Source organism: Desulfovibrio porci (assembly GCF_009696265.1).
Classification (GTDB): Bacteria; Desulfobacterota; Desulfovibrionia; order Desulfovibrionales; family Desulfovibrionaceae; genus Desulfovibrio; species Desulfovibrio porci.
Window position 1 is genome coordinate 56,784 of record NZ_VUMH01000009.1, and the last position, 24,415, is coordinate 81,198.

General features: G+C 64.0%; 22 protein-coding genes. 9 read left to right on the forward strand and 13 right to left on the reverse strand.

What is annotated here, in order from left to right:
• Nucleotides 1–8 precede the first annotated feature (8 nt).
• Both FYJ44_RS14960 and FYJ44_RS09585 read left to right on the forward strand, forming a co-directional pair.
• Nucleotides 9–665 (forward strand): GntR family transcriptional regulator, encoded by a 657-nt coding sequence (locus FYJ44_RS14960; protein ID WP_287700782.1) that lies wholly within the window; start codon nt 9–11, stop codon nt 663–665.
• 34 nt (nt 666–699) lie between these two features.
• On the forward strand, nt 700–1,929 hold the full coding sequence (locus FYJ44_RS09585; RefSeq protein ID WP_154511534.1) for a nickel pincer cofactor-dependent isomerase, group 22: 1,230 nt from the start codon (nt 700–702) through the stop codon (nt 1,927–1,929).
• A gap of 195 nt (nt 1,930–2,124) precedes the next feature.
• Here FYJ44_RS09585 and FYJ44_RS09590 read toward each other — a convergent pair whose 3' ends face one another.
• The 9 genes from FYJ44_RS09590 to FYJ44_RS09630 form a co-directional block, all read right to left on the reverse strand.
• A complete protein-coding gene (locus FYJ44_RS09590) occupies nt 2,125–2,451 on the reverse strand; it encodes a DMT family transporter (RefSeq protein ID WP_288230243.1) in 327 nt (108 codons plus the stop codon).
• Nucleotides 2,448–3,374 carry a tRNA (adenine-N1)-methyltransferase gene (locus tag FYJ44_RS09595; protein ID WP_154511536.1) on the reverse strand — a complete coding sequence of 309 codons (927 nt, stop codon included), beginning with the start codon at nt 3,372–3,374 and terminating at the stop codon, nt 2,448–2,450. The genes FYJ44_RS09590 and FYJ44_RS09595 overlap by 4 nt, the downstream gene beginning before the upstream one ends.
• 53 nt (nt 3,375–3,427) lie before the next feature.
• Nucleotides 3,428–5,002, reverse strand: coding sequence for a GGDEF domain-containing protein (locus FYJ44_RS09600; RefSeq protein WP_154511538.1), 1,575 nt, complete (start codon nt 5,000–5,002; stop codon nt 3,428–3,430).
• Nucleotides 5,003–5,020: 18 nt separating this feature from the next.
• Entirely contained in the window at nt 5,021–5,821 is an 801-nt protein-coding gene (locus tag FYJ44_RS09605; protein WP_154511540.1) for a substrate-binding periplasmic protein, read from the reverse strand.
• 49 nt (nt 5,822–5,870) lie between these two features.
• Nucleotides 5,871–8,309 (reverse strand): penicillin-binding protein 1A, encoded by a 2,439-nt coding sequence (locus tag FYJ44_RS09610; RefSeq protein ID WP_154511542.1) that lies wholly within the window; start codon nt 8,307–8,309, stop codon nt 5,871–5,873.
• A gap of 69 nt (nt 8,310–8,378) precedes the next feature.
• A complete protein-coding gene (locus FYJ44_RS09615) occupies nt 8,379–9,857 on the reverse strand; it encodes a DUF3999 family protein (RefSeq protein WP_154511544.1) in 1,479 nt (492 codons plus the stop codon).
• Nucleotides 9,858–9,867: 10 nt separating this feature from the next.
• Entirely contained in the window at nt 9,868–12,801 is a 2,934-nt protein-coding gene (locus FYJ44_RS09620) for a DUF2339 domain-containing protein (protein ID WP_154511546.1), read from the reverse strand.
• 214 nt (nt 12,802–13,015) lie between these two features.
• Nucleotides 13,016–13,333, reverse strand: a complete 318-nt coding sequence (locus FYJ44_RS09625; RefSeq protein ID WP_022657133.1) for a TusE/DsrC/DsvC family sulfur relay protein — start codon at nt 13,331–13,333, stop codon at nt 13,016–13,018.
• Between the two features lie 257 nt (nt 13,334–13,590).
• Complete coding sequence (locus tag FYJ44_RS09630; protein WP_154511548.1) at nt 13,591–14,259, reverse strand: CBS and ACT domain-containing protein; 669 nt, start codon at nt 14,257–14,259, stop codon at nt 13,591–13,593.
• A gap of 171 nt (nt 14,260–14,430) precedes the next feature.
• Here FYJ44_RS09630 and larC point away from each other — a divergent pair, with 171 nt between their 5' ends.
• Together larC and FYJ44_RS09640 are read left to right on the forward strand one after the other, a co-directional pair.
• Nucleotides 14,431–15,579, forward strand: coding sequence for a nickel pincer cofactor biosynthesis protein LarC (gene larC, locus FYJ44_RS09635; protein WP_154511550.1), 1,149 nt, complete (start codon nt 14,431–14,433; stop codon nt 15,577–15,579).
• Between the two features lie 85 nt (nt 15,580–15,664).
• Entirely contained in the window at nt 15,665–16,207 is a 543-nt protein-coding gene (locus tag FYJ44_RS09640) for a hypothetical protein (protein ID WP_154511552.1), read from the forward strand.
• 98 nt (nt 16,208–16,305) lie between these two features.
• Here FYJ44_RS09640 and FYJ44_RS09645 read toward each other — a convergent pair whose 3' ends face one another.
• The 4 genes from FYJ44_RS09645 to FYJ44_RS09660 form a co-directional block, all read right to left on the reverse strand.
• A complete protein-coding gene (locus FYJ44_RS09645) occupies nt 16,306–17,514 on the reverse strand; it encodes an FprA family A-type flavoprotein (protein ID WP_154511554.1) in 1,209 nt (402 codons plus the stop codon).
• 114 nt (nt 17,515–17,628) lie between these two features.
• Entirely contained in the window at nt 17,629–17,766 is a 138-nt protein-coding gene (locus FYJ44_RS09650; protein ID WP_022655740.1) for a rubredoxin, read from the reverse strand.
• A 56-nt stretch (nt 17,767–17,822) separates the two neighbouring features.
• The gene (locus FYJ44_RS09655; protein WP_154511556.1) at nt 17,823–18,203 is read right to left on the reverse strand and encodes a desulfoferrodoxin; all 381 of its coding nucleotides are present in this window, start codon (nt 18,201–18,203) and stop codon (nt 17,823–17,825) included.
• A 235-nt stretch (nt 18,204–18,438) separates the two neighbouring features.
• Nucleotides 18,439–19,557 (reverse strand): phosphodiester glycosidase family protein, encoded by a 1,119-nt coding sequence (locus FYJ44_RS09660; protein ID WP_154511558.1) that lies wholly within the window; start codon nt 19,555–19,557, stop codon nt 18,439–18,441.
• A gap of 159 nt (nt 19,558–19,716) precedes the next feature.
• Between FYJ44_RS09660 and FYJ44_RS09665 the strand changes: the two genes are divergently transcribed.
• The 5 genes from FYJ44_RS09665 (at nt 19,717) to FYJ44_RS09685 (ending at nt 24,414) form a co-directional block, all read left to right on the forward strand.
• Entirely contained in the window at nt 19,717–20,586 is an 870-nt protein-coding gene (locus tag FYJ44_RS09665; RefSeq protein WP_154511560.1) for a methylenetetrahydrofolate reductase, read from the forward strand.
• A gap of 97 nt (nt 20,587–20,683) precedes the next feature.
• On the forward strand, nt 20,684–22,057 hold the full coding sequence (locus tag FYJ44_RS09670) for an MFS transporter (RefSeq protein ID WP_154511562.1): 1,374 nt from the start codon (nt 20,684–20,686) through the stop codon (nt 22,055–22,057).
• A 293-nt stretch (nt 22,058–22,350) separates the two neighbouring features.
• Nucleotides 22,351–22,785, forward strand: a complete 435-nt coding sequence (locus tag FYJ44_RS09675; RefSeq protein ID WP_154511564.1) for a DVU0524 family FlgM-associated protein — start codon at nt 22,351–22,353, stop codon at nt 22,783–22,785.
• Between the two features lie 39 nt (nt 22,786–22,824).
• The gene (flgM, locus tag FYJ44_RS09680; RefSeq protein WP_154511566.1) at nt 22,825–23,136 is read left to right on the forward strand and encodes a flagellar biosynthesis anti-sigma factor FlgM; all 312 of its coding nucleotides are present in this window, start codon (nt 22,825–22,827) and stop codon (nt 23,134–23,136) included.
• Between the two features lie 165 nt (nt 23,137–23,301).
• Nucleotides 23,302–24,414, forward strand: a complete 1,113-nt coding sequence (locus tag FYJ44_RS09685; protein WP_154511568.1) for a flagellar basal body P-ring protein FlgI — start codon at nt 23,302–23,304, stop codon at nt 24,412–24,414.
• Nucleotide 24,415 lies beyond the last annotated feature (1 nt).

Consider the following 24,415-nt stretch of genomic DNA (forward strand, 5'->3'; position numbering starts at 1 on the left):
TCAGCGCCGTGCCTTCCGCAACCATTTTCACCAAAGAAAAAAAGACCACCCTCCGGGACAAAGCTCTTGCCCAGGTCCGGCAGGCCATCCTGTCCGGCAAGCTGAAACCCGGCGACCGCCTGATTGAGCAGGAATTGTCGGAAGAAATGGGAATCAGCCGCCTGCCCATCCGCGAGGCCATAGCCAGCCTGGAGCATGAGGGCCTGGTCACCATAGAGCCCTACAAGAAAACCGTGGTCACCAAACTGAGTCCCAAGGAGATCGACGAGATCTATTCCATCCGGGAGCTGCTGGAGCTCCACGCCCTGCAACTGCTGATGCGGGATGACGCCAGCGCGGCGGTGGCCCGGCTTGAGGAGGTCATCCGCTGCATGGAGGAAGGCTGGGCCGACGCCGGAAGCGATTTTGTGGGCAATGATTTCGCCTTTCATGAAAGCCTGTGTCAGATGACCGGAAACAGCATGCTGCACAAACTGTGGCTGATGCTTTCCACCAAGATTCTTGTCTATATTAATATCGAGGCGAAGCGCAGTTCATTGCCTCTCATGGTGGAAAATCACAGGAAGTTGTGTCGTCTGATCGCGGCCGGAGACCTGGCCGCGGCTTCGGAAGCGCTGAAAAAACACTTGCGCAGCGGCAGGGACCGCGTGCTGGGACTGGCCTGACCCGCGCCGCCACGCGGCGCATCGGAGGATAAAAATGTCTCTCAGGATGTACCGCGTTACACAGCGTTTTGACGCCGCCGCCGTGGCCGACCCCGGCGCGGAAGTGCGGCGGGCTTTTACCGCCCTGGAATTGCCGGCGGGCCTGCGGCCCGGTATGCGGGTCGCCGTCTGCGTGGGATCACGCGGTATCGCCTCCCTGCCTGAATTGGTGGCCGCCACGGTGGCCTCTTTGCGCGGCTTGGGGCTGAAGCCCTTCATTGTGCCGGCCATGGGATCGCACGGACAGGCCTGCGCCGAGGGGCAGACCGCCCTGCTGAAAAGCCTGGGCGTCAGCGAAGACAGCATGGGCGTGCCCGTGGCCGCGGATATGGCGGTGGAGGAACTGGGGCGGACCGAGAGCGGCGCCCGGATTCTCTTTTCACGCGAGGCTCTGAAGGCCGACTGGATCGTGCCTGTGGCCCGGATCAAGCCGCACACCATTCTGTCCGCCGCCGTGCAATCCGGCCTTTGCAAGATGCTGGTCATCGGCTGCGGCAAACACGCGGGCGCGCAGGAATACCATAAGTTCGACATTTGCTCTCAATTACTGCCCGCCGCGCATTTTCTGCTGCAACGGCTGTCCATCCTGGCGGGCGTGGCCGTGGTGGAGAACGCCGCCGACCGGCTCTGCGAAATCCGGCTGGTTCGGCCCGAACGCTTTATCGAAACGGATACGGAACTGCTGCTTCTGGCCGCTTCCAGGATGGCGCGTCTGCCCCTGGATGCGCTGGACCTGCTGATCATCGACAAAATAGGCAAGGATATCTGCGGCTCCGGCGCGGACCTCAACATCACCGGCAAATGGCGGCGGGACGGCGGTCCGCGCGTACCGGACTACCAATGGATCGCGGCCCTTGACCTGACCGACGCCTCGCACGGCAATGCGCTGGGCATGGGCAGCATTGATCTGATCAGCGAGCGCTTCCGGCGCAAGATCGACTACAAGGCCACCACCATCAATGCCGTGACCTGCGGCCAGTTGCGGTCCGGGCGCACCCCCATCTGTCTCGGCACGGACCGGCAATTGCTGGAAACCGTGCTCAATCTGCTGCCCGACCCCATGCAGGCGCGCGTGGCGCGTATCCGCACCACCAGGGATCTGGATTGTTTCTGGGCCAGTGCGGCCTGCCTGGCGGAACTGCGTGCCCGGCCCGGCGTGCGCGTGGACGGAGAGGCTCTGGAATTGCGGTTTACGGACAGGGGCGATTTGCTGCCGCCGGCCTGACAGCCGGAACAGGGGCCTTGCCGCCATTGCTGCCCGCGAGCGGCGCGATTCCACGTCGCAAAAGCAGGTTCTGAATGCCCGGCCTTAACGGCGTCAGCCATGAACTCAAGGGCGGCGGAGCGGGTTTGCCTTCCGCCATATGCCCATGCATGCGGAAGGGGCGGAATGGCGGCGAACTGTCCTCGCCGCTGCTGCCTACGGCGAAACGGCCTTGAGCACAATGACCCCGCCCACGATCATCAGCACGCCCAGAACCCGGCCCCAATGCAGGGCGTCGCCGAACACGGCCACGCCGATCAGAAAGGTGCCCGCGGCGCCGATGCCCGTCCAGACCGCGTAGGCCGTGCCGATGGGGATATGCTTCTGGGCCAGGAACAAAAGCCAGCCGCTGGCGGCCATGCTCAGGGCGGAGAGGGCAATGGCGGCCACGCGCCAGGCGGGCGCGGTCTGGGCCAGCTTGAAGCCCAGGGGCCAGCCGATTTCAAACAGTCCGGCGGCGATGAGCAGAATCCAGGGGTTCACGCCTCGTCTCCGTCCGTTCCCGCTTTATCCGCCTCAACGCCGTTTGCGCCATCCGCCGTGTCGGGCGCGCCGGGCGCGGCCAGACCCAGACGGGCCAGGCGCGCGGCCTCCTGCTTGCGTTCGCGCGTGCCCAGCGGCCGCCGGGATTCAAAATCCTCGCTGCGCTCCTGTTGGCGGCAGAACACCAGAAAACCGGTGTGCGCGGTCATCCTGTCCTCGGGCCGCAGCCGGTCGGCCACGGGCTTCCAGCGGCGGATCAATATCTCGCAGACTTCCAGCTCCGCGAAGGGGCCGCGCTCCAGCCCCAGCAGCAGCTTGCTCACCTGATCCACCGTGGGCAGCAGAAAGCCCATGCACGCGCCGGGCCGCACGGCCCGGACGGCCTGATCCAGATATTCCCAGGGGGTGCGCACATCCAGAAAGAGCGCGTCGGCCCCGCTGACGGCAAAGCCCTCGGCCACATCCCGGTGGTGCAGCTCCACATTGCCGCCCACGCCTGCCCAGTCCAGGTTGCGGCGGGCCAGACGCACAAATTCCTCGCGCGCGTCGTGGCTGACCACCTTGCCCGTGGGGCCGCAGAACCAGGAAAAGCCCACGGTCAGGCCGCCGGAGCCGCAGCCCGCCTCGATAATGGTGCGGCTCGGCCCGGCCCCGAGGCGCAGGCAGATGTACGCGATGTCCTTGGCGTAGATGATCTGGGTCTGGCGCTTGACGCCCTGGAGGCGGTCGAAGAGCGTGGCCTCCTGCACGCGGATGGGCACGTCCAGCGTGGTGCGGGTTTCCGCGCCGAAATCCAGGGCCGCCACCTGGGCGGCGGGCAGGGTGCCGTCGTTGCTGTGCCAGTCCTGGCCTTCCTCCAGCCGTTTGATGTAGCGTTTGCCCTTGGGCGTCACATAGACGACGAGAGAACCGTAGGGAATCATGGCAATCCTTTGTAGTGGCGCGCGAAAGCGCGCGGCAATGGCCACCCTCTGACTTACGACGCCGACGGGACGGAAGAGGGGGGTTCGGCCCCGTTGTATAAACAGACCCGGTCGCGGCCTGAAGTTTTGGCCTGATAAAGGGCTTTATCCGCCTGCTCCACCAGTTCCGCAGCGCTTGTGGGGTCATCGGCCCCGCGCAGGGCCACCCCGATGCTGACCGTCAGGAACGGGGCCACTGACGAGCTTTCGTGCCGGAGCCGGAGTCCACGGATCCGTTTTCGCAGGCGCTCCGCCACAGCCGTCGCCGTGGCGGCGGAAGCGCCCGGCAGAAGCGCGCAGAACTCCTCGCCGCCGTAGCGGAAGACCTGATCCACGGAGTCGTGCAATTCCGCGAGCATGGAGCGGGCCACGGCGATGAGCGCGTTGTCGCCCGCCAGATGCCCATACGTGTCGTTATAGAGCTTGAACATGTCCACATCAAGCATGAGCAGGGCCAGCGGGCGGCTTCTGTCGCTTCGGGCGAGGCAGGCGTCGAAATGACGGCGGTTGCCCACGCCGGTGAGGCCGTCCACCAGGCTGAGACTCCTGAATCTGTCCTTTTCCCGTTCCAGCAGGCCGGAACGGGCGGACAAATCCGTAACATGCTTGCTCAGTACCGGCAATATATTGAGCATGTCCTGCAGTTCGCGCACGCGTACGGGCGGCGGAGCTTCCACGGAACCGCCGTCGCGGATGCGCCGGAGAGAACGCGAGGCCAGGGTGAGGGGAAACAGAACATGGCGGTGCAGCACCAGAATGAAGACGCAGAGAATCAGGAGGACGAGCGCGCCCGAGAGGTAAAAGACAAAGTGGGCGCGTCCGGCCGCCAGGCTGATGTGCTCCATGGCCTCATAGGTCATCTCCGCTTCTTTTGAGGAGGCGAGGTCGCTCAGCTGGCGCAGCAGATCGTCAAAGCGTTTCCAGAGTTCGCGGGCCTCCATGTCGGCCTGTTCGTAGCGTTGCCGGGCGGCTTCCATACTCTCGCGGCTTTCGGTCAATGTGGCGCATTGGGCAAGTATGCGGGGAACCGCGCCGCGCGCGGACCGGACTTTTGCGCAATAGCCGAGGAGCGTCTCCGGCTTGCGCGCATCGTCCTCTCCGGCGTAAACGCCGCCGAGGCGTGCCGTGGCCCGGGTAAAAATGTCCGTAGCCCTTGCCAGATCTTTCCGGGCCTGGTCGCTGCGGTTTTTTATCGCATCCAGAGAATGGAGCAGAGATCTGGCGGAGGCGGCATGTTCCACAAAACGGGAGTTGGCCTCGAATACCGATTCCGTGGCCAGGGCCAGAGCGTTGATCAGGGCGTCCCGCCGCACCCCGATGTCCGAGGCGTTGTAAACCGTCTCCACATAACGGCGCAGGCTTTCGATATTGATCAGAGTGCGCTGGTTCTTGAGAATGCCCGGCAGGTGGACCTCATTGGTGCTTTCAGCGGCGGTTTTGATCTCTTGCAGATTACTGTCGATATACCAGTAAACCAGGGCCAGCAGCAAAACGGTGGGCAGAAGAGCCAGCGCAATAAAGCGGTAGATGCTCATTCGCCGGAAGGTCCTGGTTCTGTCGGGGGACGCCGTTGTAGTGCTGATGTCCATATGGCACGCCCGACAGGGTCAATAGATATTAAAGGGGAAATAGGCTCTGGTGATGCGGTTGTACTCGCCGTTGACGCGCAGGGTTTTGATCGCCCTGTTCAGGGCCTCCGTCAGTTCCCGGTCGCTCTTGCGCACGCCGATGCGGGCCAGACTGAGCACGTCGTTGATCTGCAGCGGATCGCCCAGCATGCTGAAATCACGCCCGGCTTCGCTTTTCAGAAAATCGTAACTGGCCACCGCGTCCACCAGCACCACGTCCACTTCACCCCGGGCCAGCAGGCCGAAGATATCCTTGAACGGAACCTCAAGCACCGTCGCTATATCCGACCAGTTCTTTTTCAGGATATCCAATTGCATGGAACCGATCTGCGCGGCGAGGCGCTTGCCGCGCAGGCCGTCCTCGCTGATGGCGAGGCCGGGCCGCCCGATATAGATGGTGCTGGAGCTGTAATACGGTTCCGTAAAGTTCATAAACTGTTTGCGGGGTTCCAGTGCGGCCAGCCCGGCAACCAGGATATCCAGTTCTCCGGCGCTCATCATCCGCAGGATGTCGTCAAAGGAGCCGATGACGAACTCGCATTTTGCGTTGATCTGATGGCAGAGCGCTTCGGCCATGTCATGGTCGAAGCCGGTATGCCGCCCTTGCGCGTCCATGAACGCCATGGGTGGATAATGATCTTCCATGCCGACGCGCAGCACGGCCGGCGCGGCTTTTTCCGGTTCGACGGGGGCAAGGCGCTGCCAGAGGGAAAAAGCGGCCAGAGCGCAGGCGCAGACCAAGAGCGGGACGACAAGGCGACTGCGAAGAAAGGAACGCATTCGGGCTCCACGGAAAAAGACAAAAAGAGGCGAAAGGAAACCGTTTCAGTCAGAACATCTGGCGCATGAGATCTTCGCCGCCCTCAGAGGTATCCACCACCGTATTGTCCTGGGCGTTGGCATCCGTGGCCGAAACGCCTTCCAGAGGCATGTCGGCCCGATAGGCGAAGCCGCCGGACATGACGATGCCGTCGGGCATGGTGAAGTCCTTGGCTTCGTACAGATCCTCCACCACGCTGCGGTAATAGCGGAAAATGGGCGCTGCGGTGCGTCCGCCCTGTTCCAGGCGGCCCAGGGACTGTAACTGGTCGTAGCCCACATAGACGCCGGTGACCAGATAGGGCGTGAAGCCCACGAACCAGGCGTCGTGCTCTTCATTGGTGGTGCCGGTCTTGCCCGCGATGAAGCGGCCTTCGATCTTGCCGCGCGCGCCGGTGCCCGCGTTGACCACGTTTTTGAGCAGGGTAGCCATGATATAGGCGTTCTGGGGGCTGATGGCCTGCCAGTGTTCCGCGTCCTGGCGGTAGAGTTCGCGGCCCTGGGCGTCGGTGATGGAGGTGATGATCCTCGGGCGCACGCCCAGCCCCTGATTGGCGAAAGCCGCGTAGGCCTGGGTCAGATTGAGCGGAGACACCGCCACCGCGCCCAGGCTCACCGAGAGTTCCTGCGGGAAGCTGGGTTCCAGACCCAGGGCTTTGGCCCGCTGGATCACATTGGCGATGCCCACTTGCTGGGCCACGCGCACGGTGGAGGTGTTGCGCGAGAGGGCCAGGGCCTGATGCAGGGGCAATTCGCCCTTGAAGTTGTGCTCGTAGTTGGAGGGCCGCCAGACCTCGTTGGTATAGGGGTTCACATAGACAAAAGGCGCGTCCAGCACGATGGAGGACGGCGTGAAACCGAAATCCATGGCCGTGGAATAGACCACGGGCTTGAAGCTGGAGCCGGGCTGGCGGCGGGCCTGGGTGGCGCGGTTGAAATGGCTCTCTCCGAACTGGTAGCCGCCGATCAGGGCCACCACGTCGCCGCTCTGCGGCTCCAGGGAGGCCAGAGCCCCCTGCACAGCCGGTTCCTGCTGCAGAAGCAGAGGGATGGGCGCGCCCTTCTTGACCTCGGCGGCGTCAAAAGGCGTGCTCCGCTGTTCCTTGCGGCCCTTGGCGTTGGTCACGGTGACCGTGCGTGGGGCGGCGGAAACCCAGATCAGGTCGCCGGGGCTGAGGACCAGCCTGGCGTCTTTGACGGCCGGGGCGTATATGCCTGCCACCTTGGGATTGGGTTTGCGCGCCCAGGACATGTTGGCCACCGGGATGATCCCGCTATAGCCCTTGCCCAGCGCCACGCGGGCTTCCTTGGCGTCCACGGCGGTGACCAGCGCCTTGGTCCAGGCGCCGCCCGCCAGGTCCAGGGGCGCGAAGGCCGTATCAGCCGCAAAGGCGCGTTGCCTGTCGGCGTCCAGTTGCTCCAGGGGGCCGCGCCAGCCCTGGCGCTTGTCCAGTTCTTCCAGACCGCGCCGCAGGGCTTGCCCGGCGGCTTCCTGATGGGCGGGCACCATGGCCGTGCGCACGGTGAGGCCCGCTTCATAGACGTAGTCCTCGCCGTATTTGCGGGTGTCCACGCCCAGAGCCTTGAGGTTGTGTTCGGTGAAGAATTCGATAAGCAGGCGACGGGCTTCCTCCAGGTACCAGCGGGCGGCTCCGCCCTGGCCCTCGGGCATGCTCCAGTAAACCAGGGGTTCGGCGGCGGCCTGGGCGTATTCCTCGGGGGTGATCCATTTCAGGTCGCGCAGACGGCCCAGCACGTACATCTGGCGACTCTTGGCGGCATCGGGATGGCGGAAGGGATTGTAGCTGCTGGGAGCTTTGGGCAGACCGGCGATGACCGCGCTCTCGGCCAGGGTGATATCAGAGGCGTGCTTGCCGAAATAGGTGCGCGCGGCGGCCTCCACGCCGTAGGCGTGTTCGCCCAGATAGATCTGGTTCAGATAGATGGTCAGGATTTCATCTTTGGAGAGATCCTTTTCCAGGCGATAGGCCAGAATGGCCTCCTTCATCTTGCGCTTGTAGCTGCGCTCGGAGGTCAGCAGGAGCTGCTTGATGAGCTGCTGCGTGATAGTGCTGCCGCCCTCGCCGGCGCGGCCTTTACGGAAATTGTTGATGGCCGCGCGGGCGATGGCCAGCGGGTCCACGCCCATGTGCCGGTAGAAGGAGTCGTCCTCGGCGGCCAGAAAAGACATGGGCAGAAAGCGTGACATGTCCTTGAGGCCGATGACAAAGCGTTTTTCATGGTAGAGGAGGCCCAGCACCGAGCCGTCGCGGGCCAGCACCGTGGTGGCCTGCGGCGGGTTGTAGTCGGCGATGCGGGTGATGTTGGGCAGGTCGCGGGAGGCCCAGTACAGCAGCATGGCCGCCGCGCCGCCGCCCGCCAGAGCGCAGAACAAGAAGACGCCCACCAGCCAGAGGGTGAGCTTTTTCCAGGAAAAGCTGATGTTCATGGCAGGGCAGTACCGTTTTTTTGCCCCGGCGTAAAGGGCGGGGACGGAAATCCGGGGGCGTCCCTGTGCTTATTTTTCAGGTTTGCGCAGCAGTTGCGCGGCCATGAAGGCCATAGCGGCGGCCCCGAGCAGCAGCACTCCCCAGAGCAGCCAGCGCTGGCCGCCCGGTGTTTCGTCATAGGCCGGGGGCGGCGTCTGCTCGCGCAGTTCAGCCATGTTCAGCCGGGCCGGACCCGCCGCAACCGGCAGTTCGCGCAGGGCGGCGTCCCGCGTTCCGGCAAGGTCTCCGGCTTTGAGGCTGCCCACGGCCAGGGTGTACGGCCCCGGCCCTCCGGCCATGAAGTACAACTGCTGGCCGGCCCAGCGCACCCGCAGCGCCGGAGGTTGTTTTATAATATCGCCGCCCAGGCGCAAGAGCAGGGTGGCCGGGGCGTCGCGCAAGAGAGGATCGTTGTTCTCCGGACTGAGCCAACGCCGGTCGAACGGCACGGGATCGGCGCGCACCGTGTTGCGGGAGTGGGCGTCCCGCAGCTCATAGTAGGAAAAGGGCGCGCGTTCCTGCCAGACCAGTTCCGGCGGCAGCTGACGCCGGGGACGGCGTTGCGCGCCGGAATCAGCGCGCAGGGCCGGGGTCAGGATCCGGCCGCGCAGCAGGAAATTGTCGTTGCCGGCGGGCTCGGGCTCCAGGTTGATCACCGGCAGGCCGCGCGGCAGGGCATAGCTGAAGCCCCCGGCTTTTTCATCCTCTAGGCCGCGCAGCACGATGCTGTCCACCGGGGTCGCGTCCCGGACTTTTTCGCGCGCCCGGACCTCCTGTATGGGGAAGAGCTCGCCGCCCTCGGCGGGGACCAGCAGCATATAGCGCCGGGATATCCGGTCGGCGGGCAGGTCCAGCAGCTCCACCGCCTGCCCGTCCATGCGCATTTGCCCCAGGGTCTGCCTGCCTTCGGCAATCCAGCTCTGCATGTCCGCGCTGGTATAAAGCCGGGTGCTGAGCATGCCGCCGTCCTGATCCCGGGTTTCGCCGCCGGGCGTTTCGCGCGGGACCAGACGCACGCGCTCGAAACGCGGCCGCTTTTGGCCGAAGTCCACCAGCAGGCTCCTGGCTGTGGCGACACGGTTTTTATTGTGCTCCGGTTTTTGTCCCTCAGGAGCGGGCGGCGTTTCGGACGCGCTCTGGCCGTCGCGCAGCAGCACGATGCCTTCCGTACCCCCGGAACGCACCCATTGGGTGAAGCAGGGGAAAGCCTGTTCCTGCGCCGGTTCCGGCCGGGATTCCGCCGGGCTGATGTAGATGGCTTCGGCCCGGCCCAGACTGTTGAAAACCCGCACGTCGCGCAGGGGCGACAGGCGGGAGCGCTCGTACACGGCAAAGGGCAGGTCAAGACGGTAGACCGGGGAGCCACTCTTGGCCTCGATGGGAATCAGCGTGCTGAAATCCCTGGGCGTCAGTTCCTGTTCCGTGGCCGTGGCTGTGGCGGCCGTCAGGCAAACCAGCGTCAGGGCCGGAAGCAGGAGAAGGCGGGACGGGCTGAAGCAAAAGGACATGGCGGCTCCTTTAGGGCTGCGCTGAACGGGAATCCTCTTCCGGCGGATCTGTCAGCCGTTTGGGCGGCAGGGGGCAGAAATAGCCCATGCCCAGCATCAGCAGGCCCAGGAAGAGGAAGGAAACGATCCGGGATACAGTCTGGCGGTCCGCCAGATCAAAGAGCAGCAGTTTGCAGAGGGTCAGGGCCAGCAGGGCCGCTCCGGCGAACCAGAGCCGCCGCTGCCGGAAGACGCGTGAGGCCGCGAGCACCATGCCCAGGGCAATGCTGCCCCAGAGTATGGACAGTGCGGCCTGGAAAACGGGCGAGCGGATCAGGGCCAGGGGGGTGTATGGGCAATAGGTGTACCAGGAAACGGCCCTGGCCGCGATGACTGTGCAGAGCGCGAAGGCGCAGACGCCGAAAGCGGCGAGCAGACGTTCATAAAGCAAGGCGGACGGGAAGTTTTCGCGGCTCTCGCGGCGCATGCCGCGCAGCAGGTACAGGCAGGTCAGCAGGCAGAGCACCTGGGCCATGTCCAGGGGGCCGAACAGGGGAATGTAGGGCAGCGGCGCGGCTATGCCGGGCTCTGCGCAGAAGAGGAAGAACCAGCAGGCCAGACAGAGACTCAGACCCAGGCCGCCCCAGCGGCGCGCGTCCGCCGGGAGAAGAGGGCCGGACAGGGCGGCTATGCCGGGCAGACGCAGTTCCCGGCAGAGCAAAAACAGAAAAGCCGCCGCCAGCATGGTCAGAAGCAGCACGCTCCAGTCCGGGGGGAGCAGGGACAGGCGGCTCAGTCCGTGCGCCGCCGCCAGAAGCAGCAGGCCCGGCGCGGCGAACAGGGCGACGCCCGCCACGACGCGCCGACAGGTCGGCTGCTCCGGCCAGGGCGCGGAGCGGATGCAGGCGGCGAAGGCGGCCCAGGCCAGAGGCAGGGCCACCAGGCCGCCGTGGCTCCAGGCCAGGGGAGAGGCGGCGGGCAGGGCGCGCAACGGCAGAAAAGGCAACAACAGCAGATCCGGCAGAAAACGCCATTGCGAGAGCAGCATGGCTGGTAACAGCAGATGACCGGAAGCGGCGAAAATTTTCCAGCCCAGGCGGCTTCCGGCCCGGACCCAGAGCACGCAGCTCAGGGCCGTGAACGTCAGCGCGGCATTAGCGTAAAGCTGTCCGGCGGCGTCAAAATGCGCGGACAGAATATCCAGGCCTGTGCCCAGCCACCAGACCATGGCCCAGATCTGCCATGGCGGCAGCAGTTCGCGCTCCTGCCGGATCAGAATTTCCCGGTGTCGCGTGCAGAAATGCACCAGCAGCAGGGCCGTCAGGGTCATGACCAGGCCGCAGGCCATACGGCTGTCCAGAAGGCCGCCGGGCAGGCCGCTGATACCCGGCTGGGAAAAGAGGCCCGCGAAGGCTCCCGCCGCCAGCAGTTGCAGGGCATAGCCCAGAAAGCGCAGGAGAGGACGCTCTTGTCGCAGGCCCAGCCAGATGAGCCCCAGCCCCTGCAAGGCCCAGGTGCAGGTGGTCCAGCTCAGGTCCAGAGCCAGGGGCACAGCTAGGGCGGAGAAGCTCAGGCCCAGCACCAGCAGGGTTTCACGGGTCAGGCGTCCGGCCGCGCCGTCCCGGCGGCGCAGCAGGTAACCCAGGCCCACATGCCAGGCGGCCAGGCCCAGGGCGCTGAAAGCCGCCGCATAAGCGTAGGGGCGCGTCAGATAATATTGATAGCTGAAGGTCAGCAGCGGCAGACCGAACAGCAGGGAGGCGTGCAGATAGCGCCGGGCCGCGCCCGCGCGCCCGCGCGTGCGGGCGTCCAGAGCGTCGGCGTGCGCGGCCAGTTGGAGCTGCATGTAGCTGAACAGGAGGAAAAAGAACAGCAGAAAAAGTTCCATATGAGCAAACATGCCGGGATCATAGGAACGCCCGCCCCACAGGCCGCCGACGCCGTAGACCGCGGCGAAGGAGATCAGCGCCGGAATGTCCCAGAGCCTGAAGCGGAGCAGCAGGGCGTTGCCCAGGCTCAGCAGCGCGTAATAGCCGAACAGGCCCAGATAATTGTCGCTGCCCGTGGAAAGCAGCACCGGGGCCAGAAAGCCGCCCACGGCGGAAAGCGCGGCCAATAGCTCGGCGTCGGCGGCCAGGGCCAGCAGCGCGACGCCCAGCACCAGGGCGGACATGACGCAGAGGGCGGTCAGGGGAGAGAGCAGTTCCAGGCGGGCGGCGGTGAAAAGCACGAAGTAAAGCACGATTGCGCCGCCGCCCATGAGGCCCAGGCCGTAAAGGGCATTACGGCGTCGCAGCCGCCAGCCCAGGCCCTGCATGCCCAGACCGGCCAGAGCGATCAGAGCCAGACGGGCCTCCAGGCTGACATAGTCGTACCGGACCAGATAGCCCAGCGCAAAAGCGATACCGGTCAGGAACACGCAAAGTCCGGCATAGAGTATGGGATTGGCGCGCAGCCAGCCCCAGACCACGGCCAAAGCCCCGGCCACGGGCGCGGGCAGGCCGGGGGAGGACGGCGCGGCTTGCGCGGACAACGCGTCGTTTGCCTGTGCCGGGTCAGGAGTCGCGGCCGGAACTTGGCGAAAATTCTCGGTATCGGCGTCAGCCGCATCAGTAAAGCTGAATTCCCCGGCTCCGCTTGTGGGGACTTGCGGCGGCGGGTTCACGGCAAGCTCGGGCGGGAAGCTCTCGTCATCGGCGGTGCCTTGCGGCTCGGCCTCCCGGGTGGGCGACATATCGTGCTCTTGCGCGTCGCTCGCCCCGGAAGCGGCACTGGAAGCATCATCGCAATGCTCAAAGGATTCCGCGTCCGCGCGCAGGGCCTGGACATCCTGGCGGAGCGCGTTCAGTTCGCCGCGCAGCTCGACCAACTGCCGGCGCTGGCTGGAGGTGCGCGCGAAAAGCGCCGCCAGGCAGATCAGGAACACCAGCGGCACCAGAACCAGCAGGGCTAGCAGTTCCTCCACGCGACCTCCCGGAATGGAGAGCCGTTTCACGACGCAACGACTCTATGATCAGACAAATTTTTGTAAAATATTTCTATAAGATAGAAATACAGGCATGTTCCGCCCGACATAACATAAACCGGCGGGGCGGACAAGGCGACCGGCAGCGGGGATTTGATAATAAAAAAAGCGGAAGGGCGAACCCTTCCGCTTTTTCCGAAAATTGAAGCTCGGACTACACGCAGCCGGTAGGCTTGGGCAGGCCGGCCATTTTGCAGGCGCCTTTGCCGGGACCGGAGGGGAAGAGTTCGTACACTTCCTTCAGTTTGTAGCCGGTATTCTTGGAAAGAATGCGGACCATGGGGGCGATGCCGTTCTTTTTGTAGTAATCCTGCAGGAAGTCAAGGATTTTCTGATGGTCAGGGGTGATCTCGGCGATGCCTTCGGATTCCTTCACATATTCCATCCATTCGGGGCACCAGTCGTCAAAACGCAGCAGGAAACCGTCTTCGTCAACTTCAAAGCTTTTGCCTTTATAGGTGATCTCAGCCATGCGTGTCCTCCTTGGACAGATATTGCTCAACTCGCCGGGACGATATGCCCTGACGCTACGCCAGCCGGAATGTCCGACCCCGGCCGAATTCCGCTTGAAGGCGCGGTTGTGAACCCAACCGCAAGTACAGGGACCCTTATTTCATAAAACGATGACGATGGCAAGCCCCGCGCGTTTTTTTTCGTTTCTCCCAGTGTGTTTGTCGGAAAAATTGCGCATTATTTTCAATAAGATGAATGAATAGCTACGCGCGCGTTTCAGACCAGATGCACTTCGTTACGTGCCCAGTAGAGCAGATGGGCGTGCCCCTTGACGTCGGCGATGACCGCTTCTTCGGCTTCGCGACTCTCCATTTCGCGCAGGCGCAGAAAGACCTGGCGGTCGCCATCCTGATTGTTGGCGGAGAGTACGGAGAGAATTCTGGCCCCGTGCGCGCGCAGCAGGTCGAAAATAGGTTTCATGGCCCCGGGCCGGTTGGTGATTTCAATGCCCAGCTGGATGCCGCCCTCGCGCACGCCGGTGATGCTCACCAGCGCCTTGAACACGTCCTGGTCTGAAATAATGCCCACCAGGCGTCCGCTTTCCTCCACCACAGGCAGCCCGCCGAACTTGTTGTCCAGCATCATCATGGCCGCTTTTTCCACAGTATCCGTGGGTTTGACTGTGAAGGGCCGGGGGGTCATAATGTCCTTGGCCTTGAGTTCGGCCAGCAGGTAATGCATCTCATACATATCAAGGGTGGTGGCCTTGGAGGGCGAGGCGTCCCTGACGTCGCGGTCGGAAATGATGCCGACCACATGCCCCTTGTCGTCCAGTACGGGCAGGCGGCGCACGTTGTTGTCGCGCATCAGCTTGCCGATTTTGAGCAGGGACGTTTCGGGCGTCACGGTAATCACCTCGGTGGTCATCCAGTTCTGTATGAGCATGCTTCCTCCCATAGGCGGTTGAAATCGTTATGTGCGCGGCCTGCGGAGCCCGCGCGCCGGGAACCGTGTTTCCGGCTTATTCATACACCAAGGGCGGGCCGCCGCACAAGCCCGCCACGGCGCGGCGGCGCCCGGCCGGGCGCGCGGTTTTGCCGACAGGAGCGGAATATTATGGATTTGTATCTGGATTGCGGCAACGGCATCAGCGGCGACATGACCCTGGCCGCGCTGGTCCACCTGGGGCTGGACCCGGCCCCGCTGACGGCGGCCCTGGCCCGTGCCGGGGTGGACTGCCGTATTGAAGCCCGGCCTGAAACGCGGGCCGGCGGCCCCGGCAGGCGGGTGGACGTAAGCTGGGACGACGGCCAGCCCTTGCGCCATCCGGCGGACATCGCGGCCATCTTCAATCGTCTGGAGCTGGGCGGGACAGCGCTGCGGCGGGCTTTGGCCGTGCTGGAGGCCCTGACTCTGGCCGAAGCCGAGGCCCATCAGATTGCGCCTGAAAAAGTGCATTTCCACGAAGTGGGGGCCATCGACACCCTGGTGGATATCGCCGGAGCCTGCTGGGGGCTGGAGCAACTGGGCGTGGGTCGGGTCATGGCTTCGCCCCTGCCCTGGTTTTCCGGCACGGTGGAGTGCGCGCATGGCCTGATTCCCCTGCCCGCGCCCGCCGCCGCCTGGCTGATGCGCGGCAAGCCCGTGCGGCCCACGGGCGCGCGGGAGGAACTGGTCACGCCCACGGGCGCGGCCCTGGTTCATGTGCTGGTGGATGAATTTTTGGACGGCCCGCAAGGCGTGCTGACCGCTCTGGGCACGGGCTACGGCTCGCGCCCCGCCCCCGCGGGCCTGCGGGCCTGGCTGGTGGAACCCGTGGCCGAAAGCGTGCCGCACGCGCAGGGCGGCCTGGAACAGGTGCTGCAATTGGAAACCCACCTGGACCACCTCAGCGGCGAGGAACTGGGCCTGGCCCTCACGGCCCTGACGGCATTGCCCGAAACCCTGGACGTGCTCTGGCTGCCCGGCATCGGCAAGAAGAACCGCCCGGCGGGCCTGCTGCGCGTGCTTTGCCGTCCTGCGGACGGCGAGAGCGTGAGCCTGGCCATACTGCGTCATACCCACAGCCTTGGCCTGCGCCGGCAGCGTCTGGAACGTCTGGCGCTGCCGCGCGAGGCGGCCGGGCTGCACCGTGCGGGCGAAACTCTGGAGGCCAAGGCCTATACCCTGGAGGGGCGGCGCTATGTACGGGCCGAGGCCGACGCGGTCAAGGCGGCGGCGGCTCGCCTGGGCGTGGGGGCTCCGGCCCTGCGTTTCGGAGAATGACCCCGCCGCAGGGGCTCTCTTGCTTCCGTGTTGACTTGGGTTTATGTAGAGGCCGGGCGTCAAGCCCATCTTTAAGGAGGTATCTATGCATATGAAATATGTCTGGCGGCCCTTGGGCCTGTGCGCCGTGGCCGCCGCCGTATGGCTGGCCGGCGGATTGAACGCCAATGCCGCGCCCGCCGCCGATGCGGGAAATACGCCGACCGTGGCCGGTCATGCCCTGCCCGGCAAGGCCGTGGCGGATAAGGACGACCGCAAGCGTGAGGATTTTGAACGCCGCCAGGATCGCAAACGCGACGACTTCGAAAACCGCCGGGACCGCAAAAAGGATCAGTTCGACCGGCGCGACGACCGCAAGGCGGACAAACAGGACCGCAAATATGATCGCAGGGGCGAGAAGTACGATCGCCGGGACGACCGTCGCTATGACGGCAGGCATGACCGTGACCGCTACGACCACCGCCGGGACGATCGTGATCACCGCCGCGACGGGCGCTACGACAAGCGCCGCGACGATCGGCGGGACTATGACCGTAAACATGACGGCCGCGACCGCACTGACAAGCGGGGCCCGCGCCACGACGACCGTAGACCCATGCATCCGGAAAGCCGCTCAATACCGATGTAGTGCGCTGTGATGCGCGGACATGAAACAAAAAAGCGCGCCTCGTGTGAACGGGGCGCGCTTTCGCATGTCCGGCCGGTTATTCCGGCCGGTTCGGATGTCTAGCCTTCCTGACATTTTTTCTTGAGCGTCTCGGCCACGGTTTTGCCCAGCGCGTGGCAGGCGCGGAACACGTCCTTGTCCGGAGCCCAGTTGCACTTCACGGCCTCGGCGGGCATGTCCATATTCATGGCGGCCAGCTGCTCCTGGAGATATTTGGGCGCTTCGCCGGACCAGCCGTAGGAGCCGAAGGCTCCGCCCACGCGGTTGAGCGGCCGCAGGCCCTTCATATAGGTGAGCTGCGCGGCCACCAGGGGCAGCACCGTGTTGTTGTGGGTGGGCGAACCGGCCAGCACCGCGCCGCAGTCGGCCAGTTCGGTCATAACGGCGCTGTGGTGGTTGTGTTTCACGGACATGATCCGCGTGGGCACGCCGTTTTCCTCCAGGCCGCTGCACACGGCATAGGCCATGCGTTCCGTGGACTGCCACATGGTGTCGTAAAAAATCAGGGCGCGCTGCTCGGGCTTCTGCTCGGCCATGCGGCGGTACATGTCGATGATGAAGCGCACGGCCTTCTCGCCCCGATGGATCAGGCCGTGGTCCGGGGCGATCATGTCGATGTCCAGCTTTTCCACCACGGGCAGGGTCTTGAGCACCATGGGGGAGTAGGGCAGCACGATGTTGTAGAAATATTCCTTGATCCGCTTCACGAATTCGCCGTCATCCCCGAAATTATCGGTGAAGCGGGCGCTGCTGGCGATGTTCTGGCCGAAGATGTCGTTGCTGATCAGCAGTTTTTCCTCGGGGATGTAGGAGACCATGCTGTCCGGCCAGTGCAGCATGCGGGTTTCCTGAAACACGATATTGCGGCTGCCGATGTTCAGGATGTCGCCGCTTTTCACGGCCTGCACGGGCCAGTTCTTGCCCGCGAAATAGCCGGCCATGGATTTCAGTCCGGCCTGGGAGACGAAGATTTTTTCAGGCTTGACCCGCTCCACCACTTCGTCGAGGGAACCCGAATGGTCCATTTCCATGTGGTTGCAGACGATGTAGTCCACCTTTTCGGGCGAGAGGGTCTTGGCCAGACGGCAGAGCAGCGTACCGGAGCAACCCGGCGCCACGGTGTCCAGCAGCACGTTTTTCTGGTCTTTGATCAGATAGGCATTGTAGGTGGAGCCGTCCGGCGAGCGGGAATAGCCGTGGAAGTCGCGGTGGTCGTAATCGACGCAGCCCACCCAGTAAATGTCTTTTTTGATTTCAACAGGTTGCATGTGCGTTCTCCAGAAGCTGCAAAGTGAAAAGGCTTTTTGTCACGAAAAGCCCCGCCCGCCGGCGGGCCGGCAAGGCGGGGGAAAGGACGGAAAATACAAAACGCAATCGAAATCTTAAGCGGGGTTGAACTGGTCCTTGCTCACGCCGCAGACCGGACAGACCCAGTCATCGGGAAGCTGGTCGAAAGGCACGTTGTCATGTTCCGCCGGATCATATTCATAACCGCAAACGCCACAGACGTATTTCTGCATGAGTGTTCTCCTTTTATTCTGAAGCGCGGCGTACGGGCCGCGCGCGGGTATTGATACTAGTTTTCGGCCTTCCAGAGCCCGTGCAGATTGCAGTATTCACGGGCGGTCACCTTGGCGGCGTCGATCTTGAAGAAAGCTTCGGGCGCGTCGCCGGGCTTGAGGAATTTGGTATAGCTTCTGCCGTCGGCCAGCAGTTCGATCCATTCAATATAATGCTTTTCTTCCATGGGATGGGCCACGCTGCCCACTTTGACCTTGTAGCCGTCATCCACTTTTTCGATCACCGGCACATGCTTTTCCTGCGCGCCGTCGGTGGAGCCTTCTTTCATCAATTTCATGGGTTCGCCACAGCAGACGATTTCGGCTCCGCCGCCGTGCAGAACTTCAACGATGTTGCCGCAATGGGTACATTTATAGATTTCCAGTTGATTCGGCATAATAATCCTCACTATGTCATAAAATCGTATGGAGGCATTGTCCCCTTCAGGATATGAATGCCCCGGCCCGCACAAGGGGGCGAATTTGCACACATACCGGCGGGACAGACCCGCTGGAGAGTTTTCCGGCGGCGTTGCCCGGCCCGCTATAGCCTGGGGATGTCGCTCACCGAAATTCCGATATCTAGTTTGAAGCAAAAACAATTTTTTGTAAAGCTCTTTTTGAGAATATTTCCTATTCTGAAGGAGTGCTCCGCTCCGCCGGGGGCGCGTCCGGCGCGGGAACGGCCGCGGCGGCCTTGCGACGCGCGCCCAGCACGTTGGGCAGGACGGCCTTGAGATTGCCGGTTACCAGAAATGAGGGCGCGTGGCTCCCGGCCAGTTCGCGCCTGAGCGAAGCGGAACGCACCAGCAGACCGGCCTGGGCCCCGCCTTCCACATACATGACCGTGCGCACGTCCAGGGGCAGGTGCAGCAGTTGCTGGGCAAAAGCGTAAGCCTCCACAGGCGCGCGGCAATGCAGAAAAAGAATCTGGCCGCCGCCGTCCTGGGCCACGGCGGAAATGGAGTAGAGCGGTCCGCCCGGCGCCCAGAGGATGCGCCGTTCGGCATTGATCATCCGGTAGTTCTGGACTACCAGAGCGTAGTGGTCGATGCGCTGTCGCCAGTCGGGATTGTCGCGATCCAGAATGGCCGCCGGGGGCAGGTCGGGACTGTCGGGCCCGGCCACGAAAAAGGCCCCGAAGCGCTGGACCAGGCGCTTGTTGTTGAGATGCCCGCCCTGGCGCATGTAGCCGGTGCTGGTGCTGCCGTCGGGCAGATACATGCTGGCGTTGATGGCCGCCGTGAGATCGTACTGTTCGCCCCAGTCGCTCAGGGAACGGGCCGGACCGCCGTCCTGGGAACTGGTGCAGAGCAGAAAGTCGAATCGGGCGGGATCGATGCGCAGAGCCGTGAGCCGGGCTTCGCTGTCGTTAAGCTGGAACTCGCCGAAAGCCAGGCCGGGCTCCAGCACAGTCCAGGCTGCCCGTCCTTCCCGGTCCACACCGCGCTGCCCGGCGGTCGGAAGCGGGGCGTTTTCCAGCCCGGAGGCGGGCGACGGACGGTCCGGTGATGCCGCGTCCGGGTCCGGCGGCACATCCGTCGCCATATCCGGAACCAGTACCGGCGCGGGATCTGCCGTCACGCTTGCCGCCGGCAGCAGCAGCCAGCAGAGCAGAATCAGACCCCGCAAGGGCGCGCGGTGACGGCGGGCAAGGGGGCGGGTGAGCCGGACCCGGGAGGAATCCAGTGAAGGAGCCGCTGAAATGCGGTCAGCACAGCGGCTTGTCTTTGATTCAAAAGGCGTGCGCATGCCGTTCCCTTACGACCAAGCCAGGCATTTGGCAAGGCCGTGAGCGCAAGGCGGCGTTGACATATCAGCTTATCTTGATATATACATAATTATTGTCCTAATGACGCCACACGACATCAAGCGACCCCACCGGGCCGGGCCCCGGCCAAGGAGCGAAACATGCAGATAGGCTCGCTAATTCAAGCCGCCAAAGCGCCTTTTTTCTCCCTGGAATTTTTCCCCCCCTCGGATGAAACCCATTTGCCGTCTTTTTACGCCACTGTGGAGCAACTGCGCGCGCTTACTCCCCTGTTCGTGTCCGTCACTTACGGCGCGGGCGGGGCGCGGCGACACAACACCCTGGCGGTCACCGCCGAACTGGCGCGGCGCGGCTTCACAACCATGGCCCATCTGACCTGCGTGGGAGCCGAGCCGGAGAGCATCGCCGCCTTTCTCAGGGAACTGCGCGCCGCCGGTGTGGACAATGTGCTGGCCCTGCGCGGCGACCCGCCCATGAACGGGCACTGGGACTGGAAGGACGGCTATTTTCAGCACGCGGCCGACCTGGTGTCCTTTACGCGCGAACACGAGCCGGACATGGGCATCGGCGTGGCCGCGTATCCCGCGCCGCATCCCGAATCCCCTTCCTTCGCTCTGGACCGCCGTTACACGGCGGACAAGCTGCGCGCCGGGGCGGACTTCGCCGTGAGCCAGCTCTTTTTCGACGTGCGCGAATACGAGGCTCTGGTAGCGGACCTGCGCGCCAGGGGCCTGGACACGCCCGTGGTGCCGGGCATTCTGCCCATCCAGAGTTTCGACTCCCTGCGCCGGGTGCTCTCCCTTTGCGGAGCCACAATTCCGGGCAAGCTCTATCTGAGCCTGGAAGAGGCCGACCGCAAGGGCGGGGCCGAGGCCGTGCGCGACGCGGGCCTGGATTTCGCCGTGCGCCAGATCTGCCAGTTGCTGGAGTGCGGCGCGCCGGGCATTCATCTGTATACATTGAACAAGGGCGATCTCTGCCTGCAGATCGCCGAGGAAGTGGGGATGTAGCGCCCGTTCGCGGGATTAAGAAAGCAATATCCGGCTGTTCTGCCGCTTGGCTTAACCAGTGTTGACCGCTCCCGCCGCCGGAGATATATCCTGCGGTATGCCCATTGAAAAAAATCACCGCCGTCTCCTGCTGGCCGTTTGCACGGCGCTGTTCTTCATGCCGTTCATGATGGCCGGGGTCAACGCGGTGCTGCCGCCGCTGGGCGAAAGCCTGCACGCCAGCGCCCGCCAGCTCGGACTGGTAGGCGCTTTTTATTCTCTGGGACTGGCCGTGTTCCAACTGACCTCGGGCAGTCTGGGCGACATTTGCGGCCGCCGCCGCGTCTGGCTCTGGGGCATGGGCGTGTTCGCCCTCGCCGGGGCGATGCTGGGCTTTGTGGAGTCCACGCCGCTCTTTCTGGGCCTGCGTTTCGTGCAGGGCGTGGGCGGGGCCATGTTCAACGCCAGCGGGCTGGCCCTGCTGGCCTCGGCCGCGCCGCCGGGACAGCGAGCCGCCTATCTGGGCATCAGCGGCGCGGCGGTCTACGCGGGCATTGCCTGCGGCCCGCCGGTGGCCGGGTTCATCGCCGGTTGGCTGGGCTGGCGCTGGCTGTTCTGGGGCAATGCCCTGGCCGCCGCGGGCGCGTTTCTGCTGATGAAATACTGCGTCAAGCTGGAATGGCGCACGGCCAAGGGACAGCCTTTCGACTGGCCCGGCTGCATAGTTTACGGCTGCGCCATGGCCGCCCTGACCTTCGGCGCGTCGGAACTGGCCCGGAATCCGGCCTTGGCCTGGGGGCTGCTGGGGGCCTTCGTGGTTCTGCTGACCGTATTCTGTCTCCTGGAACTGAAAAGCCGCTATCCCCTGCTGGACCTGCGCCTGCTGGCCCGCAACCGGGTTTTCGCGCTCTCCTCGCTGGCGGCCTTTGTCAATTACAGCTCCTTTTTCGGCATGCTGTTTTTCTTCAGCCTCTATCTGCAGGTGGGGCGCGGCATGAGCGTGCAGCAGGCCGGTTTTTTCCTGGCCCTGCAATCCGTGGTGCAGGCCCTGACCACGCCGCTGGCCGCGCGCCTCTGCAATGCCTGGAATCCCGGCTATGTCTGCGCCGTGGGCGTGGCCCTCTGCGGTCTGGGGCTCACGGCGGCGGGCTTTCTGCAACTGGATTCGCCCCTCAGCCTGATGCTGGGCGCGCAATGCCTGCTGGGCGTGGGCATCAGCCTGTTCGCCCTGCCCAATACCACCATCATTCTGGAAAGCGCCGGGCCGGAGCACGTGGGCCAGGCCTCCGGCCTCACCGGGGCCGTGCGCACCGGTGGCCAGCTCTGCAATATGGTGGTCATCACTCTGACCCTGAGCCTTTTTCTGGGGCAGGAGCCTGTGAGCATTGCCAATATCGACGGCTTTATGCGCAGCATGCACACGGATCTGATCATTTTCGGCCTGCTCAATCTGCTGGCCGTGGGTTTTGTACTGGCGCGCAACCGGCGCTGATACGTGCCGCCACGAGCGTTGTTCCGGATACCGTCGCGCCGGGCATCGCCGTTTATGCCGGTCGCGCCCTTGCCGCCGGAGGTCCGATCCGGCGGAGACGGACCTGCCTGGAGCGCGGCATTTCGTGGATGGCACGCGCGCGGCATTGTGATAGCGAACGAAAAAAATAAGAATTTTAGTATAAGTATTTCAGTATATTATTGTTGAAATGATGCCGCACCGTCAAAGAGCATAAAAAAAGTCTAAAGTTTCCCGGCGGGAGGCCGAAAAAATCAGCAGGGACGGAAAACGCCATGGCCGAGATGACCACCGCGCAAATGCGCATCATGCTGCAGAGTTATGAGCAGCAATTGCTGGCGGCCCGTCGGCTGGCGCGTTTTCGTGTGCGGCGGCGTCTGGCCGAGGGGCTGGAACCGCAAGACCCCGACCCGTCCATCAAGCGCCGCGCCTATGTGGAAAAAGTGGCGCAGGAACTGTATGACAGCCTGATTTTCACCGGCAGCGACAACCCGGTGGTGGAGGAAATCCGCCAGGAGTTGGGTCGGGCTGTGGGCCAGGACGTGCAGTTCACCTACCCGCCGGGCGGCAGGCTCCGCATCGTGGGCGAAGGCCCCGAGGGGCCGCGCGCCCTGAGCGAGGAGGAACAACGCCGCACGCGGCATGCGCTCTGGCGCATCACGCGCCAAAAGGTTGACCAGAGCATGCTGGAAAAGCCGTCCGGCCAATAGCGGGGATATCCCGCGCCGGACAGACGGAGAGTAAGGATTATGGAAATTCAGAATACGACAGGCCCGTTGCTGGATCCCTATGCCGCCGGGCTGGAAAAGAGCGGTGAGACGCGCGGCCGGGCCAGGCCGGAAAGCGTCGGGAGTGACGCCGCGCGCGGCGATACGGTGAGCGTGTCCCAGGACGCCCTGTTGCTGACCGAGGCCCGCCGTACCGCGCAGAATACGCCCGACGTGCGCGCCGACAAAGTGGAATCCCTGCGCATTCAGGTGGCCGACGGCACCTACAAGCCGGACAGCCGCCTCATCGCGGCCAGCCTGATCCGGGAAGAGCCGGGCCTCTTCCAGATATAGCACGACGGCCCGCCGCCCGGTTCCGGTCCATGGTTTCTGACCGGCGTCCGGCGCGCGGATATGGGTATTTTCGCCGCTTCCCGCAAGGGGGGGCGGCTTTTTTCATGCCCAGGCATGCTTCCTGCATAAAGGTTTGCGCCGGTTCTCCGGCAAGGAGCATGCGCCATGAAATTGACGATTACCCGCCATTATGTTCTCTGGCTGACCGCGGCGGCCCTGCTGCTTTGCTGGGCTCTGCCCGCCCAGGCTGTGCGCATCAAGGATATCGCCACCTTCTCCGGTGTGCGGGACAACCAGCTCATCGGCTACGGCCTGGTGGTGGGGCTGGCCGGCACCGGCGACAAAAAGGATTCCGTCTTCACCCTGAGCTCCATGAAAAACATGATGGACCGCATGGGCATCGGCGTGAATTCTTCGGCCCTGAAAATCAAGAACGTGGCCTCGGTCATGGTCACGGCGCGCATGCCGGTGTCCTCCAAGCCGGGCAGCCGCCTGGACGTGACCGTTTCCTCGGTGGGCGACGCTACCTCCCTGCTGGGCGGCGTGCTCTTGCAGACCGCGCTCAAGGGCGTGGACGGCAAGACCTATTGCCTGGCCCAGGGTTCGCTGACCGTGGGCGGCTTTTCCGTTTCCGGCGCGGCGGCCAGCACCCAGAAAAACGTCAACACCGTGGGTCTGATCCCCGGCGGCGGCATTGTGGAGCGCGGCATTCCCTTTGAGTTCAACCAGCAGGACAAACTGACCCTGAACATGCGGGTAGGGGATTTCTCCACGGCCCAGCAGATCGCCGAACGGCTCAACGCGGCCATGGGCGGCCCTTACGCCCGCGCCGTGGATTCCATGAGCGTGAGCATGGACGTGCCCCCGCAGTACAGAAACAATCTTGTGCCCTTGATGGCCTCGGTGGAAAATCTGGAAGTGACCCCGGACACCGCCGCCAAGGTGGTGGTGGACGAAAAGACCGGCACCGTGGTGCTGGGCCGGGACGTGCGTATTTCGCGCGCCGCCGTGGCCCACGGCAATCTCCAGATCACCGTGCAGGAAAGCGAACAGGTTTCGCAGCCCGGTCCTTTCTCACAGGGCCAGACAGTGGTCACTCCCCAGACCGATATCAACGTGCGTGAGGAAAACCGCCGTTTGGTGATGGTGGAAGGGGCCACCCTGCAGGAGCTGGTGGACGGCCTCAACGCCATCGGGGCCACGCCACGCGACCTGATTTCCATTCTGCGCAGCCTGCAGGTGTCGGGTTCATTGCACGCGGAGCTGGAGGTGATCTGAG

Bases quoted from the DNA above. Each gene is read 5' to 3' on its own strand.
- FYJ44_RS09585 (WP_154511534.1), top strand. From the start codon at position 700: ATGTCTCTCAGGATGTACCGCGTTACACAGCGTTTTGACGCCGCCGCC.
- FYJ44_RS09595 (WP_154511536.1), bottom strand. From the start codon at position 3,374: ATGATTCCCTACGGTTCTCTCGTCGTCTATGTGACGCCCAAGGGCAAA.
- FYJ44_RS09600 (WP_154511538.1), bottom strand. From the start codon at position 5,002: ATGGACATCAGCACTACAACGGCGTCCCCCGACAGAACCAGGACCTTC.
- FYJ44_RS09605 (WP_154511540.1), bottom strand. From the start codon at position 5,821: ATGCGTTCCTTTCTTCGCAGTCGCCTTGTCGTCCCGCTCTTGGTCTGC.
- FYJ44_RS09610 (WP_154511542.1), bottom strand. From the start codon at position 8,309: ATGAACATCAGCTTTTCCTGGAAAAAGCTCACCCTCTGGCTGGTGGGC.
- FYJ44_RS09615 (WP_154511544.1), bottom strand. From the start codon at position 9,857: ATGTCCTTTTGCTTCAGCCCGTCCCGCCTTCTCCTGCTTCCGGCCCTG.
- FYJ44_RS09625 (WP_022657133.1), bottom strand. From the start codon at position 13,333: ATGGCTGAGATCACCTATAAAGGCAAAAGCTTTGAAGTTGACGAAGAC.
- FYJ44_RS09630 (WP_154511548.1), bottom strand. From the start codon at position 14,259: ATGCTCATACAGAACTGGATGACCACCGAGGTGATTACCGTGACGCCC.
- larC (WP_154511550.1), top strand. From the start codon at position 14,431: ATGGATTTGTATCTGGATTGCGGCAACGGCATCAGCGGCGACATGACC.
- FYJ44_RS09640 (WP_154511552.1), top strand. From the start codon at position 15,665: ATGCATATGAAATATGTCTGGCGGCCCTTGGGCCTGTGCGCCGTGGCC.
- FYJ44_RS09645 (WP_154511554.1), bottom strand. From the start codon at position 17,514: ATGCAACCTGTTGAAATCAAAAAAGACATTTACTGGGTGGGCTGCGTC.
- FYJ44_RS09650 (WP_022655740.1), bottom strand. From the start codon at position 17,766: ATGCAGAAATACGTCTGTGGCGTTTGCGGTTATGAATATGATCCGGCG.
- FYJ44_RS09655 (WP_154511556.1), bottom strand. From the start codon at position 18,203: ATGCCGAATCAACTGGAAATCTATAAATGTACCCATTGCGGCAACATC.
- FYJ44_RS09660 (WP_154511558.1), bottom strand. From the start codon at position 19,557: ATGCGCACGCCTTTTGAATCAAAGACAAGCCGCTGTGCTGACCGCATT.
- FYJ44_RS09665 (WP_154511560.1), top strand. From the start codon at position 19,717: ATGCAGATAGGCTCGCTAATTCAAGCCGCCAAAGCGCCTTTTTTCTCC.
- FYJ44_RS09670 (WP_154511562.1), top strand. From the start codon at position 20,684: ATGCCCATTGAAAAAAATCACCGCCGTCTCCTGCTGGCCGTTTGCACG.
- FYJ44_RS09675 (WP_154511564.1), top strand. From the start codon at position 22,351: ATGGCCGAGATGACCACCGCGCAAATGCGCATCATGCTGCAGAGTTAT.
- flgM (WP_154511566.1), top strand. From the start codon at position 22,825: ATGGAAATTCAGAATACGACAGGCCCGTTGCTGGATCCCTATGCCGCC.
- FYJ44_RS09685 (WP_154511568.1), top strand. From the start codon at position 23,302: ATGAAATTGACGATTACCCGCCATTATGTTCTCTGGCTGACCGCGGCG.